Consider the following 15,300-nt stretch of genomic DNA (forward strand, 5'->3'; position numbering starts at 1 on the left):
CTCCTTCTTTTATTTATTTAATACCCAGTTTCTTGGCAATATCCTTAGGCAGTGCATCCTTGTGCACAATGATGTTCATTGTTTTATAGCGCACGAAAGCTTTGGAAGCATACCACAGTCCTTTGTACTTTCCGGCTTCACCCCAAGAGTTCTTTACCATATAGTATTCGTTGCCTTCCTGGTCTTTGGCTATACCGTAAATCAGCATACCGTGGTCGTCAGTAGTTTCCCAGTTGTCGTATGCCAGCTGGCGCTCTTCTTGTGTGCACCACTTCTGCGGTTGAGGCTTGCTGTTCAGTTTCTTTTCTTCGGGTTTCATTTTCAGCCAGTGTGCCATGTCCGAACCGCTCAGTTCTTGCACCTTTTCTGCATCGGGCATTACGGCTATACCGTCGCGTGTGAAGCCTTGTTCGCTTACGTCACTACCCCATGCAATGGTGTAACCCTTATTGATAGCGTTGTCAAACACTTCCATCAACTCGTCGATAGGCAAGTTGTAGGAAGAAGCCCAACGCCAGTTGTCTTGTATTTCCAGGACGAACGGCTGGTAGAAGGGATGGTGGGTATAGGAAGTCAGTGAGATATAGTCATCTGCATTCAGTCCGGTAGATTCATAGAAAGACTTCGGAGTATATTCCTTGCCTTTGTAGGTGAACTTCTCGGGACGTTCGCCCAGATAGATGTCGTGGATGGCAGTGATGGCCTTCTTCCAAAGCGGGTTATTTTCCTTGTCTGCTTGCAGGCTACGGTGTCTTCCCTTGGCAATGGCTGCCACTACGGCATCAGATACGGCTGTCAATTCGGTGTGGTTGCTCAGCGTGTCGCCATACATAACGCCCGGACGCATTTCCTCTTCGGGCACCAGACCGAAAGTTTTCATACCATAAATTACATCGTAGAACGAACCGCCTTGTGAGAACGAAACGTCACCATGTGTACGCACTGCCTTGTCGGCACGGTCCAGATAGGTGTTGTGTACGATAAACATTTCAGAAAAGTCGTATTCGCCTTTGCCCATGCGGAGCAGTTCGGATTCGATGAATGCCAGTCCGGAATAGCACCAGCATGTACCGGCACGGTTTTGGTTCTTAACAGAAGTGATAGGATTTTCTTTTACGGTTGTAAAAATGAAACCTTCCTCTTTCGGAGTGTCTTGTGCTATTGTGTTTAAACTTAATAAACCCAATGCAGCCATCAGTATTGATTTCTTCATCATAATTAAAATGTTATAGATTTATAGTTGCAACTGCAAATATAGATAGAATATCGTAAACAAAAGCTATCTTTGGAGCGTTAATTCTGACACTTATGGAGAAAATAATACGTATCGACGACCATAGCGGTCTTGTTTTGGAGGGCGGCGGTATGCGCGGCGTCTTCACTTGCGGTGTGCTCGACAGCTTTATGGATCGTGGCATTCGCTTTCCCTATACCATCGGCGTCAGTGCCGGAGCCTGCAACGGACTTTCTTATATGTCCGGTCAGCGCGGGCGTGCCAAGTACAGCAATATCGACTTGCTGGAAAAATACAATTACATCGGATTGAAGTATCTGTTGAAGAAGCGGAATATCATGGATTTCGACTTGTTGTTCCAGGAGTTTCCGGAACACATACTTCCCTACGACTACGAGGCATACTTTCATTGTCCCGAACGCTATGTGATGGTAACTACCAACTGCGAGACGGGCGAAGCGAACTATTTTGAGGAGAAGCGGAGTAAAGAGCGCGTCATTGATATTGTGCGTGCTTCGAGCAGTCTGCCGTTTGTCTGTCCCATTACCTACGTGGACAACATCCCGATGCTGGATGGAGGTATTGTGGACAGTATCCCTTTGATGCGTGCCCGTCAGGATGGATTTACCAATAATGTGGTGGTGTTGACGCGCAATCATGGGTACCGTAAGGAAATTCAGGGAACGAAGGTTCCACCTTTTATATATAAGAAATATCCGCTATTGCGTGAAGCCATCAACCGCCGCAGCATTGTCTATAATCAACAGTTGGAGCAGGTGGAACGGATGGAAGCCGCCGGGGAAATCGTTGTGATCCGTCCACAAAAGCCGGTAGTGGTAGACCGCATCGAGCGTGACATCAAGAAGCTGACGGAGCTTTATGAAGAAGGATACCGGTGTGCGGAACAGTTTGCTTTTCGTTTTTGATTCTGAGAGAGTATACTATGAGAGCTGGTGCAATTAGCATCTGCTCCCATATTGTTTTCATTCTTTTCTATTAATTTGCTGCTAAAGCTAAAGTTTATTTAGCAAAAAACACGCGTAGAATACCTTTAGAAAGGGGATGTATCAAAAATACCACCTTTCGTAACATTTGTTATAGGTGCAAATCCTGGTTTCGCTTAATTTTGCTGACACAAAACTCAATTGCAGAATTGGTTTATTATTAACTTTAAATTAATAGATATGTTGAAAAGCATTAGTCTCAGGCTTTGCACACTAATTGTGCTTCTTTTTGTGGGCATTCTTTCCTTTGCCCAGCAAGTTCAGGTAAAAGGTACTGTCGTTGAAAAATCGAGTGGTGAATCCATTATCGGTGCTTCTGTCATGGAAGTAGGTTCCAACAGCAATGGAACAATTACGGATATTGATGGAAATTTCACGCTGTCTGTAACTTCCGGTGCCACATTGTCCGTATCCTATATAGGATATAAAACCGTTACAGTAAAGGCACAGCCCACTTTACGCATTGAGTTGACGGAAGATTCCCAGTTGATTGATGAAGTAGTGGTGACCGGCTATATGTCCGAGAAGAAGGCCAGTTTGACCGGTTCGGTGGCTGTGGTCAAGATGAAGGATGTAGCAGATATTCCTACGGGAAATGTGTTGTCGAGCTTGCAGGGACGTGTTGCCGGTATGAACATTACGACTGACGGCACACCGGGCGGTGGAAATACTTCTACATTGGTCCGTGGTAAGTCATCTTTCCGAAATGATGCCAATTCCCCGCTTTATGTCATTGACGGTGTGATGACCCGTGAGAACATCTCGTCTATCCTTTCTTCCAATGATGTAGAATCCATTCAGGTATTGAAGGATGCCGCTTCCGCTTCTATTTATGGTGCACAGGCTGCCAATGGTGTGATTATCATTACTACCAAACGTGCCAAGAAAGGGGAGACCCGTGTGGATTTTGATATGTCGTTGACTTTGCAGACCTATCAATGTGGCTTTGATATGTTGAATGCAGATGAGTGGGGCCAGGTTTATTGGTCGGCTTATAAGTATGCCAATAATGGAGCTACGCCAAGCAGCGAAATATATGGTAATGGTGCAACTCCCCAACTTCAAGACTATATCGGCCTGAATGGAGCTAAAGTACATGCCGTTGATACGGATTGGCGCGATGTGGTTTATCGCACTGCCTTGATGCAGAATTACAGTGCGACACTTTCAAAGGGCTCTGACAATGGTGCCTTCTCGTTAGCGTTGAACTATCTCGACCATGACGGTCTGGTAGAGAATACGAATTTCCAGCGTATCAATACCCGCATCAGTTCTAACTATCATTATCTTGACAATCGCTTGCGCATCGGCGAGAACGTTGCTATCAATCGTTGGACACAGACCCTCAGTCCGGCCGGTGTAGATGAGAATGCCATCAAACAGCATCCTGCCAAGACGGTTTATGATGAGAATGGCAATTATAACGATGCCATCAATGATGTTTTGGGTGATGCCCCCAATATGGCACGTTTGTTGGAGAATGAAAAACAGAACAAACATGATTACTGGCGTATCTTTGGTAATGCATTCCTTGAAATTGAACCGATTAAGAACCTGGTGCTGAAAACCAATTTCGGTATGAATTATTATGATGAAACCAACAAAACTTTTGAGCCGGCATGGGCACGCGATGAGGTCAATAAGCTGACTCAATCATCCAACAAAAGACTGGATTGGGTATGGACCAATACCGTGACTTATAGCAAAGCTTTTGGAAAGAACAATCTGACTGCACTTCTTGGTACAGAAGCCAAGAAGAACCATTCGGAATCCATGTTCGGTTATGGTACGGGACTGGCTGTAGAAGATGAAGATTATATTTATCTCGACGGTGTGACTGCCGGTAAGAATGTAGGTGCCGGTGCTTCCAATTATGGCATGGTGTCTTACTTTGGTAAAGTGAATTATGATTATGAAGGACGGTATCTGGCTTCTGTTACGGTACGCCGTGATGCTTCTTCCCGCTTGGCAAAGGGTAATAATGTGGATTACTTCCCTTCAGTGTCGGCAGGCTGGCGCATTTCAAGTGAGAAGTTTATGGAAGCGACCAAGAATTGGTTGGCAGATTTGAAACTACGTGCTTCATGGGGTATCAATGGTAACGATATTATTGATAATGAGGCCCCCTATACTAAATACTTGATTAGTCTGAAGGATGCAAGCTACAACATGAACGGTGATGGAACGACTTTGGCTCCCGGTGGTTACAAAGTGAGGTCTACCAATCCCGATTTGAAGTGGGAGAGTACAAGACAACTCAATATTGGTGTGGACGCCGCTTTCCTGAATGGACGTCTGAGTGCTTCTCTCGATTATTTTGATAAGAAGACAAGTGATATGCTTGTAGAGAAACCGTATATTGCTGTCATTGGCGAGGGTGGTTACTGCTGGTATAATGGTGGTACGATGAACAATAAAGGTTTCGAGATGGCATTGACCTGGAATGATAAGGTGAAGGATTTCCAGTATAATGTAGCATTTAACCTTTCATATTACAAGAATGAAGTGACAGAGCTGTCGGAAGAAATTTACTATACTTATGGTGGCGGTAATGGTGTTGACAAGACCTTGGTTGGTCAACCGTTCGGTTCATGGATGGGCTTCAAGACAGATGGAGTGTTCCGTACCCAGCAGGAGGTGGATGAGTATAAATCCAAATATAATGTACAGTTTGGCGCTCCCGGAGTAGGACGTATTAAATACGTGGATGCTGATGGTAACGGTACGATTGATACGAACGACCGTGTATGGTTGGGGTCTGACAATCCGAAAGTGATTGCAGGTCTGAATCTTGGGGCATCTTGGAAAGGCTTTGACCTCAGCATGTTCTTCAACGGTATGATTCGTGATGCCTATAACAACTCCAAATATTATACGGATTTGTTCCAATGCTGGACCGGTAATCATTCTACCCGCCTGCTCGATGCCATGCATGCCTACGAGAACTTTGAAAAGACGGGTGTTTACAATAGCAGTGTACCTGCTTTAACCACCCTTAACAGCAACAATGAGCACGAAGTTTCTGAGTTCTATATTGAAAATGGTTCGTATATCAAGCTGAAAAGCCTGACATTGGGTTATACGCTTCCTAAAGCAGCTCTCGACAAGATGAAGATGCGTCATGCGCGCATTTATTTCCAGGCTCAGAATTTGTTTACGATTACCGGTTATACGGGTGCCGACCCTGAAGGTCTGGGCTATCCTTATCCGTTGCCCCGTACGTTCTCTTTGGGATTATCATTTGGTTTCTAAACTTTAAAACTATACTATTATGAAATTGAAACATTTATATATGCTTGGCGCAGTAGCGCTGATGACTGCAAGCTGTAATGAAGACCGTTTCCTGGATTTGAAGCCCCAGGGTAGCTTGAACGAAGATATTATGACTTCTACAGAAGGTGCCGACCTTTTAGTGAATGCCGCGTATGCAGCTTTGGGTGGTCCCGAGGGACAGAGTTGGAGTGTATGGTGTCATCCTACTTCCAATTGGACTTATGGTGAGGTGCGTTCGGATAATGCCTATAAAGGCGGTGGTGGTGTCGGTGACCTTAATGAAGTGCACCGTATGGAGACATTTGATATGGATGTAACCAATGGATTCTTGGACAGCAAGTGGTATCATCTATATTGCAGTGTACAGCGTTGTAACTCTGCATTGCGCGTACTGAATGCTGCAACAGATGAGCAGGTAAACGGACGTGTATCCCGCATTGCGGAGATGAAAGTGCTTCGTGCCCATTATTATTTTGAATTAAGCCGCCTTTTCAACAAGATACCTTATTTTGATGAGAACGTTGAGATTTCCCAATATCCGGATATTCCGAACAATGAGTTTACCCGTGACGAGATTCTGAGTATGCTGGCCAAGGAGATGCTTGATGCCGCCGAACAGCTTCCTGCATCACAGCCGGAGGTAGGGCGTATTCATAAATACATAGCACTGGCCTATGCGGCTAAAATCAAGCTGTACCAGGCGTATCAGCAAGATGAGATTACGCATGCCGTAACTTCCATCAATAAAGAGCTGCTGAGGGAAGTCGTTTCGCTTTGCGACCAAGTGACTGCCAGCAACCGTTACGGTTTGCTTGACGATTTCCAGGGATTGGATTTAGTAACTAATGAAAACGGTAAAGAATCTGTTTTTGCCATTCAATATTCCATGAATGACGGTACCGAAAGTGCCGGCCGCATCAACTGGAGCAATCTGTTGAATTCTCCGGGTGGAGGCAGCCCTTACGGAGGTGACGGTTTCTTCCTGCCCAGTCAAGATCTGATAAATGCTTACCAGACAGATGCAAACGGTCTGCCCGATTTTAATTATCAGTCAAAGTCTGATTATAGTTGGGCGGTATTGAACAATGGGGTTTATACTTTACAAAACACGACTCCCAATGTAGACCCGCGTCTCGATTTTGTTGTGGGCCGTCCTACTATAACTTGGAAAACTTATCCGGACAAGCCGTGTGAGGGATGGGTGCGTGATAAGGATACTTATGGCTATAATTGCGCGAAGCGCTTCTGGGTTTCTCCGGAAAGTAGTGATATGTTTAATGGCTGGCCTTGGGGGGCTTCACAGTTGAACTGGCAGATTATACGTTACGCGGATATTCTTCTTTGGAAAGCTGAGGCTCTTATTGAACTCAATGAAGGCAATGGACTCGAAACTGCCCGTGATTTGATTAATCAGATACGCAATCGTGCCCGGAACAGCGCCTATGTAAAGGATTTCAACGACCATTCCAAATATGCGGCCAACTACCTTGTCAATCCTTATCCTGCTGATGTCTGGAATCAGGATTATGCCCGTCAGGCCCTCCGTTGGGAAACACGTCTGGAGAAGGCTTTGGAAGGTGAACGTTTCTTCGACCTAGTCCGTTGGGGCATAGTGGAAACAACCATGAACAAGTACATTACCGCGGAGTCGGACAATCGCATTTATTATGCCAATGCGCACTTTACGGGTGGAAAGGATGAGTATTATCCGGTTCCGAACAATCAATACGGATTTTCTGGAGGCAAGTATGTACAGAATCCCGGTTATGCTCCGTTCAACTAATTATATTTTGAAATAAAAACGTAAGGGAGGGGAAACGTTTGTTTCCCTCTTTTCCTTTAAACAATCTTTTATTATGAAAAACTTTGCCTATTCTATATTAGGCTGTCTATTGCTTTCTTTGAATGCAGCTTTTGCTCAAAAAACATGGTCGTTTGACGGGCAGGACCCCTTACTTTCCTGTGACGGTAAGTCATTGTTGAATTTGTACACTATAAAGGAAATACCAGAATTTGTTACCGGAGTCGAAGGTAAAGCCCTTCGTACAGACGGGTATTCCACTTGGATGGATACAACCACGGAAGGAGATGTTTCGTCGTTGTCCGGATGGTTTGCTCTGGAATCTTATCCGACGGATACTGCTGCCTTTATGGGAATCAGAGACATGGCAGGAACATCTGTAGCGGTATGTGTAGACCGTTATGGTGAGCTGCTGTTGGGAATGGGGCAGAATGGCTCATACTCTTACTGTTCATTAAAGACAAAAGTCGACCGTTTCAAGTGGCTGCATGTGGTCCTTGATTTGAGTAATGAATCGGTTTGCTTGAATGGACAGAGGATGAGTGCAGAGGTATGGCCCCGGAACTTGCAGGATGGTGAAATGATGTTTCGGGTAGGTAAGGATTTCAGGGAAAAGAAGGTTTGGATGTACGATGTTACGGCTATAAACGGGTTGATTGACGGGATAAGCCTCACTCCCTTTTCCGATGATTCGTCTGCATGGAGAGACGAGATTGCCTTAGGATTGAAGAAGACTCCGGTTTTGGCTATTCCGGAAACCCGTTTTGCGAAGGACTTCAACCGTCCTCGCTATCATCTGTTGCCGGCTGCCAACTGGACGAATGAGACGCATGGTTTACTTCTTTATAAAGGTAAATATCATATATTCAATCAGAAGAATGCTTCTGCAATCTTCCTGGGACAGATAAATTGGGGACATTTCAGCAGTCCCGATATGCTTCATTGGACGGAGGAAAAGCCGGCTTTGACTCCTGATGCTGCTTATGACAAGAATGGAATATGGTCCGGGCATGCTGTTATCAATGATGACGGTATCCCCCAGCTGATATACACAGCCGGTGGAGACAAGATGGGAGTGGGTATTGCTTTTCCAAAAGATACTGCGTTGATAGAATGGGAGAAATATGCGGGTAATCCGGTTATTGCCGAGAAGCCTGCCGGATATACCCGTACGGACATGCGTGACCAGTATGTTTGGAAAGAGGGTGATGTCTGGTATATGATTATCGGTTTCGGCATTGAGCAGACCGATACACCCCACGGGGCTTTGCTGCTTTATAAATCGGCGGACTTGAAGAGATGGGATTTTGTACATTTGCTGTTTGAGGGCAATCCGGAAGTGGATGACTCCGGTATTTTCTGGGAAATGCCGGTCTTTAAGAAGATGGGCGGCAAATATGTTCTTTTGGTGAATAGGGTTCCTCATAAAGGCATACCTGCGCGTTGCCAGTATTGGATAGGAGATTTCAAGAATGAAAAGTTTATACCGGACAACCCAGTCCCTCAAAATCTGGAGGTCATCAATCGCTTGCTGTCCCCCTCTGTTGTTGAGACTCCGGAAGGGGATGTTGCTGCCATTGCCATTATACCCGATGAAATAGGAGGGGAGGCCACTTATGAACAAGGATGGGCACATCTCTACAGTATGCCCAGAAGATGGCAGCTGAAAGATGGGAAACTATGCCAAACACCCCATCCCGTGATGAAACAATTGCGTGAACAACCGACGGTTTATTCCAGACAGGCATTGACTGCTGCGAAACCGTGCATTGTGAGCAGAAGGGAACATCAGCTTGAAGTCAAGGCGACTTTTTATCCCGGTGACGCAAAACGGTTTGGATTTACATTGTGTAAGAATCCGGATAATAGCGAATATAGCCTGATTTATTATGATGTGGAGAAGGAGGAACTTATTGTGGACCAGACGCATTCTTCCTTGCGTGCACACATTCCTTTGAAGATTCGTAAGGATCATTATCGGTTGGATACTGCTAAACCGGTGGAGATTCGTTTGTTTATTGACGGTTCTGTAGTGGAAGGATTTATTAATAACGAAGATGCGTTCACTACAAGAATCTTCCCTTTGAAAGAAAATAGTACGCTATTGGAGCTATTCTCTGATGGAAAAACAACGGAAGTTGCTGCCGAAGTTTGGAAACTGAAAGATGTAAAGGTAAAGATGAACTTTTAATGAAAATACAGAAAATGAAGATACCAGCTATATTGGGTGCACTTTTATTGGCAGGAACATTGTCTGCCGGTGCACAAATGAATTCAGACAGTTTATACAAAGAGCCGTATCGTCCTCAGTATCATTTCAGTCCGGAGAAGGGATGGATTGGTGATCCCTCGGGATTCATGTACTATCAGGGTAAATATCATATGTACTGGTGGGGCAAAGTCGAATCTACAGATTTGGTACATTACCAACAGATAACCCCTTATGCCATGACCGGAACGGATGACAATATCAGTTACTTCACCGGTTCTGCGGTCATAGACAAGAACAACACGGCCGGCTTCGGCAAGGGGGCTTATGTGGCGGCTTACACCGTTTTTGAGAAGGACTCCAAGAAACAGGCGCAGGGCATCTCTTTCAGTCATGACGGAAAGACATTTCATTATTATGAAGGTAACCCGGTTCTGGACCTTTGGAGTACGGAATTCAGGGACCCTACCGTCTTCTGGCACGAGCCGACCCAAAAATGGGTGATGGTTGTAGCCAAGGCCCTGGAGAAGAAAATAAAGTTTTATACCTCTCCTGATTTGAAGAGCTGGACTTGGACCAGTGATTTTGGCCCTGCCGGTGACAGTGAAAAGTCTTGGGAGTGCCCGGATTTATTCCAGTTGCCGGTTGACGGGGATTCTGACAAGAAAAGGTGGGTGATGGTCGTATCTGTAAACTGGGCGCAAGAACAATATTTTATAGGAGACTTCGACGGCACTTCTTTTAAGCTGATGGAGAACCATCCTGCAGAGCCTCTATATGTGGACAAAGGGCTGGACTTTTATGCATCCCGCACATTTCAGGATTTTGACGGAACGTTGGATTCCAAAATTTCGATGGGCTGGGTTGCAACCTGGGACTATGCACCGGTAGCTCCATCGAAGTATGGGAAGGGCTTCTGGTCCATTCCCCGTAATCTGGAACTGAAGACATACAAGGAAGGCGTGAGGCTGGTGCAGAAACCGGTGGAACAGTTGCAAACACTTCGCCATAAGCCTGCATCGGTGAAACGTGCTTTATCGGTGGGAACACAGAGGTTACCCGGCTTTGTTCCCGATGAGAATGTCTACGAACTCGATGCTTCGTTTTCTACTGACGTATCCAACACCTTTGGCTTGAATTTGTGTGTGGGTGAAGGGCGCAAAGTGGTGGTCAGCTATGATACGGATTCACATAATCTGGTGATTGACCGCACCCATTGCTCCGATGTGCAGATTCCTAAATTCAGCCGTATGGCATATGCCAGGGTGGAACCGGTAGATAATAAGATACGTTTGCATATATTTGTAGACAAATCGAGTATTGAAATCTTTGCCAATGACGGGAAGGATGTATTCACATTATTAACCTATCCGGGCGAGGCTCAAACCGGTATCGAACTTTTTGCGCAGAAGAAGGGGACGAAGATGGAGTTGGATGCCTGGATGCTTAAATCAATATGGAGATGAGGAATTTATTGTTTGCATTGCTGCTTTTGCCTTTGATGGCCTCTTGTGTGAAGGATACGGCACAAGTGACTTTGGACTCTTTGCTGGATGAAATGATATCTGTAGAAGAATCCGCACGTTATCCGCTGGTGCCATATCGTTGCCTGCAAGTCAGCAGTTATGACCGCTCCTCCGTGTCTCCCGATTCGCCGGGATGGTTTGCCAACAATGATGGCTATGGCATTGTCTGTACGGATACGGTTGATGGGAGAGTGGAACGTGTGATGTTCGATGAAAAGGGCCCTGGAGCTATTACCCGTATCTGGATAACCACAGTTGACAAGCGTGGGACTTGGAGATTTTATTTTGATGGCGAAAGTACTCCCGGATGGATAGTTCCTGCCTATGATTTGATGCGTTTCGGAATACCCAGGTTGGGTAGGGGACTGCTTCAACCCCACACCAGCTATACTCCGGACGGGAAAGGCGGCAATACTCTTTTCCTGCCCATCCCTTTTGCCCGGAGTTGTAAAATTACATTTGAAGACGAACCGGGCATTGCGCCTACTCCCAAATACTATCACATCAATTATCGCAAGTATCCCGAAGGAACTTCTGTGGAAACCTTCTCTGCGGCATCCGTAGCCCGCGTCGGTAAAAAGATTTCAGAGGTAGATGATGCCTTGCTGCATCCTGCATCCCGTTCCGGTTTGCAGGTGGACAAGAAGCGGCAGGTGCTCCAGCCGGGCGATTCTTTGTGGATTGACCTGCCGCAAGGGGAAAATGCGGTTTATGAAATCAGTTTCCAGCTCGCGAATGCAGATTCTACGGCTTATGCCCAACTGATGCGCAATCTTATATTTAAGGCTGATTTTGACGGCCGGTCTACGGTTTGGGTTCCTCTTTCGGATTATTCGGGAGGGGGTATGGGTGCTCCGGCTGTTGATAGCTGGTTCTTGTCTGCAGACGGACAAGGCAAGGTGGTGAGCCGCTGGCTGATGCCCTACAAGACAGAAGGCAGACTATTGTTACAAAATATCTCCGCACACACTGCAGACGTGAGTATGGAAGTGGGAACGGCACCTTTGCCATGGGGAGGGCGTTCCCTCTATTTCCATGCTTCCTGGCGCCAGCAGACCGGACTTCCGGTTTATGAGCGTCCGGATGATGATGCAAATTGCCGGGAGTGGAACTTTGCCACATTGACCGGACGAGGCATATACAAAGGGGATGTCCTGACTCTGTATAACCATTCGCGTGCCTGGTACGGAGAAGGGGATGAAAAGATATGGGTAGATGATGATGTTTTTCCATCGCATTTCGGTACCGGAACAGAAGATTACTACAATAGTTCGTGGGCTCCGGTCGTAATATTCCAAACGCCTTTTGGTGGCGCACCCCGTGCCGACCAGGCGAGTTCTCACGGTTATAATACATTCTTCCGTACAAGGAATTTGGACGGTATACCGTTTTCTTCATTATTGCGTTTCGACATTGAATTGTTGAGTTGGGTAAGGGGAACTGTAGATTATGCAACTACCGTTTACTGGTATGGAGATATGGGAGCGAAAGCTGTTGATACTTCAGGACTTGAGGAAGCAGCCCAAGACTTGCTACCCGTTCCCGGCGATTTATCTAAATATCGAAGAGAAAATAGCATAGAATTTGAGGAAACAACTCCAATAGCCTCTTCTCCATCCATTCATTTTGACAAGCAGAGTATGCTTGGTTTCGTTGACGGGCAATGGAGTGGAGGAACCCAACTCTTGTGTATTGGTGGAAAACCGGGTGATTCTGTAGAGTTTGAGTTCAATCAATTGGAAGACTGTCCTTATCAACTGGTGGTGTATGCCACGAAAGCTCCTGATTATGGCATAGTTTCTTTTTCCGTAAATGGACAAGATACACATATAAAGTGGGATGGATATGATACAAAAGTTACTCTTTCTGACCCTATTTCTTTAGGATGCTATAGTCCGGTGCGTGGAGCATTGACTTTGAAAATATCTTTGTCAGGAGCTAACCCAAAAGCTGTTGAGGAGAAGAATTTGTTTGGATTAGATGCTATACAACTTATGAAAAAACAATGATATTATGAAAGAGAGGATACTGATACTTTTACTACTGGCTACTGTTTGTAGTATGCAGGCACAAAATATTCACATGGCACTACGTCCGGATGATTTACTGATAGATAATTTTGAAGGAGATACTTTTGGAAACTGGATATTGGAAGGAAATGCTTTTGGCAATTCACCAGTTTCTATGGAACGTTTGTCAATATGGGGGGATAATAGGTTTGAAGGAAATCGGATGGCTTCTAGCTTTGTCAATGGAGATGCCGGTACCGGTGTATTGAAGTCACCTCTTTTCAGGATAGAACGCAGATATGTTAATTTTCTGATAGGTGGGGGTGTTGATTATCAGCGGGAGTATGTAGCCCTTTGGATTGATGGAAAGGAGGTGAAAAGAAGTACGGGGTATAATAGACGTGTCATGGAATATGAGTCTTGGGATGTTGCTGAATATATGGGAAAAAATGCCCGGATTGTTTTAGTGGACCAATCAAAAGAGGGCTGGGGATTTATCAATGCCGACTGTTTCTACCAGTCTGATACCAAATTGGAAAAAGAAATTTTTGCGAAAAGAATGTTGGTAACTCACCGTTATTTGAATATTCCGGTAAAGATGGGAGCGGTTATAGAACAGATGGATATATGGATTGGTGATAAAATGGTACGTAATATGGAAGTGGAGCTTGGCGGCGATGAACCTGATTATTGGGTTACATTGGAGGTCAAGGATTGGATTGGGCAAGAATTACGGATAGAGGCGAGTAAGAGTCCTAATGTAGAGCAAGCTTTGAATCAATGCTTTTGTTCTGAAACTCCTAAGGAAGAGAACTTGTTTTATAAAGAACCGTTACGTCCTAAAGTACATTTTACTTCTCGCCGGGGATGGCTGAATGATCCGAATGGTCTGGTTTGGCATGAAGGGGAGTGGCATCTGTTTTATCAGCATAATCCCTATGGCTGTATTTGGGGTAATATGACATGGGGGCATGCTGTGAGCCGGGATTTGGCACATTGGACTGAGTTGGGGGATGTATTACATCCGGACTCGTTGGGACCTATTTTTTCCGGTTCGGTAGTTGTTGATAAAAAGAATACGCTGGGGTGTCAACAAAATGGAGATACAGTATTGGTTGCTGTTTATACTTCGGCAGGTGGATTCGGGTATCACACCCGGCATTTGCAACATTCACAAAGTATAGGATATAGTTTGGATAAGGGGCGTAATTGGGTTACTTTTTCCGGTAATCCGGTACTTCCCACGTTGGTCAGGTACAATCGTGATCCTAAGGTGACGTGGCATACGCCGACTGGCAGATGGATTATGGTATTGTACTTGGATAAGCAGGAGTATGCTATCTTTTCATCTCCCAATTTGATGGATTGGACTGAAACGGACCGTTTTAAATTAGAGGGGGCGGATGAGTGTCCCGACTTTTTTGAAATGTCCGTAACCAATGAACCTACTGTCCGGAAATGGGTCTTTACCGGGGCGAACAGTACCTATTTGGTTGGGAGTTTTGATGGATATCGTTTTCGGACTGAGACGAAACCTGTAAAAATGGATAGTGGTACAAACTATTATGCGGTTCAAACATATAGTAATGCACCAGATGACCGAAGAATACAAATAGCATGGATGAACGGAAGTAATTTCCCGGATATGCCTTTCAATCAACAAATGTCCTTTCCGCGTGAATTAACATTACATCGGGTTGATAAAGGATATGTCTTAAAAAGTATGCCGGTAAATGAACTCGCTTTATTATATGGGAGAAAGTACATCTGGAAGAGTCTGGTAGTTGAAGAAAAGAATTGTTTCACGACAAAGTTGAATACTCCTGCCTTCTATCTGAAAACGGGTTTTGCTGTAGATAGTGTTGATGCGCAGATATTGGCTTTTGATATTAATGGTTTGAATTTGATTTACGATTCTGTCAAACAGATACTCACTGTTGAGAAAGAGAATGGGGAAACCTTGAAGCAGATGGTGCTAAAGCCCAATGAAGGAAGAATTGAATTGGATATATTGTCGGATATTGCTTCTGTAGAAATCTTCGTCAATCAAGGAGCACTGTCTGCTGCTTTCTATCATCTGATTGAAAAAAACACTCCTTCTGTCACCATATCAGTTGAAGGCGGACAAACAAAGTTGAAACAGTTGACAATTCATGAATTGAATTCTATGTATGTTCCCCAGTGACATACAGATACCTTTTTAAGGATGGAATGTAACATTTGTAGTATGCTTTGAAACAAAAA

Annotated in this window: 8 protein-coding genes; 7 read left to right on the forward strand and 1 reads right to left on the reverse strand. The window is 45.0% G+C overall.

Annotated features, from left to right (window positions below):
• Window positions 1–13: 13 nt before the first annotated feature.
• Window positions 14–1,213 (reverse strand): C1 family peptidase, encoded by a 1,200-nt coding sequence (locus NQ510_RS09630; protein ID WP_034525503.1) that lies wholly within the window; start codon window positions 1,211–1,213, stop codon window positions 14–16.
• 95 nt (window positions 1,214–1,308) lie between these two features.
• Between NQ510_RS09630 and NQ510_RS09635 the strand changes: the two genes are divergently transcribed.
• The 7 genes from NQ510_RS09635 to NQ510_RS09665 all read left to right on the forward strand — a co-directional run bounded on the left by NQ510_RS09635 (window position 1,309) and on the right by NQ510_RS09665 (window position 15,241).
• Window positions 1,309–2,160 carry a patatin-like phospholipase family protein gene (locus NQ510_RS09635; RefSeq protein WP_008663962.1) on the forward strand — a complete coding sequence of 284 codons (852 nt, stop codon included), beginning with the start codon at window positions 1,309–1,311 and terminating at the stop codon, window positions 2,158–2,160.
• Window positions 2,161–2,418: 258 nt separating this feature from the next.
• Window positions 2,419–5,490 carry a SusC/RagA family TonB-linked outer membrane protein gene (locus NQ510_RS09640; protein WP_008663961.1) on the forward strand — a complete coding sequence of 1,024 codons (3,072 nt, stop codon included), beginning with the start codon at window positions 2,419–2,421 and terminating at the stop codon, window positions 5,488–5,490.
• A 19-nt stretch (window positions 5,491–5,509) separates the two neighbouring features.
• Window positions 5,510–7,294 carry a RagB/SusD family nutrient uptake outer membrane protein gene (locus NQ510_RS09645; RefSeq protein WP_005826276.1) on the forward strand — a complete coding sequence of 595 codons (1,785 nt, stop codon included), beginning with the start codon at window positions 5,510–5,512 and terminating at the stop codon, window positions 7,292–7,294.
• 73 nt (window positions 7,295–7,367) lie between these two features.
• Window positions 7,368–9,503: a glycoside hydrolase family 32 protein gene (locus NQ510_RS09650; RefSeq protein WP_005826278.1), complete on the forward strand. Its 2,136-nt coding sequence runs from the start codon at window positions 7,368–7,370 to the stop codon at window positions 9,501–9,503.
• A complete protein-coding gene (locus NQ510_RS09655; RefSeq protein WP_005826280.1) occupies window positions 9,503–10,987 on the forward strand; it encodes a glycoside hydrolase family 32 protein in 1,485 nt (494 codons plus the stop codon). Before NQ510_RS09650 ends, NQ510_RS09655 begins: the two co-directional genes overlap by 1 nt.
• 35 nt (window positions 10,988–11,022) lie before the next feature.
• Entirely contained in the window at window positions 11,023–13,056 is a 2,034-nt protein-coding gene (locus NQ510_RS09660; protein WP_227212870.1) for a glycoside hydrolase family 172 protein, read from the forward strand.
• A gap of 4 nt (window positions 13,057–13,060) precedes the next feature.
• Entirely contained in the window at window positions 13,061–15,241 is a 2,181-nt protein-coding gene (locus NQ510_RS09665) for a glycoside hydrolase family 32 protein (RefSeq protein WP_005826283.1), read from the forward strand.
• Window positions 15,242–15,300 lie beyond the last annotated feature (59 nt).

The organism is Bacteroides uniformis (genome assembly GCF_025147485.1).
GTDB classification, from domain to species: Bacteria; Bacteroidota; Bacteroidia; order Bacteroidales; family Bacteroidaceae; genus Bacteroides; species Bacteroides uniformis.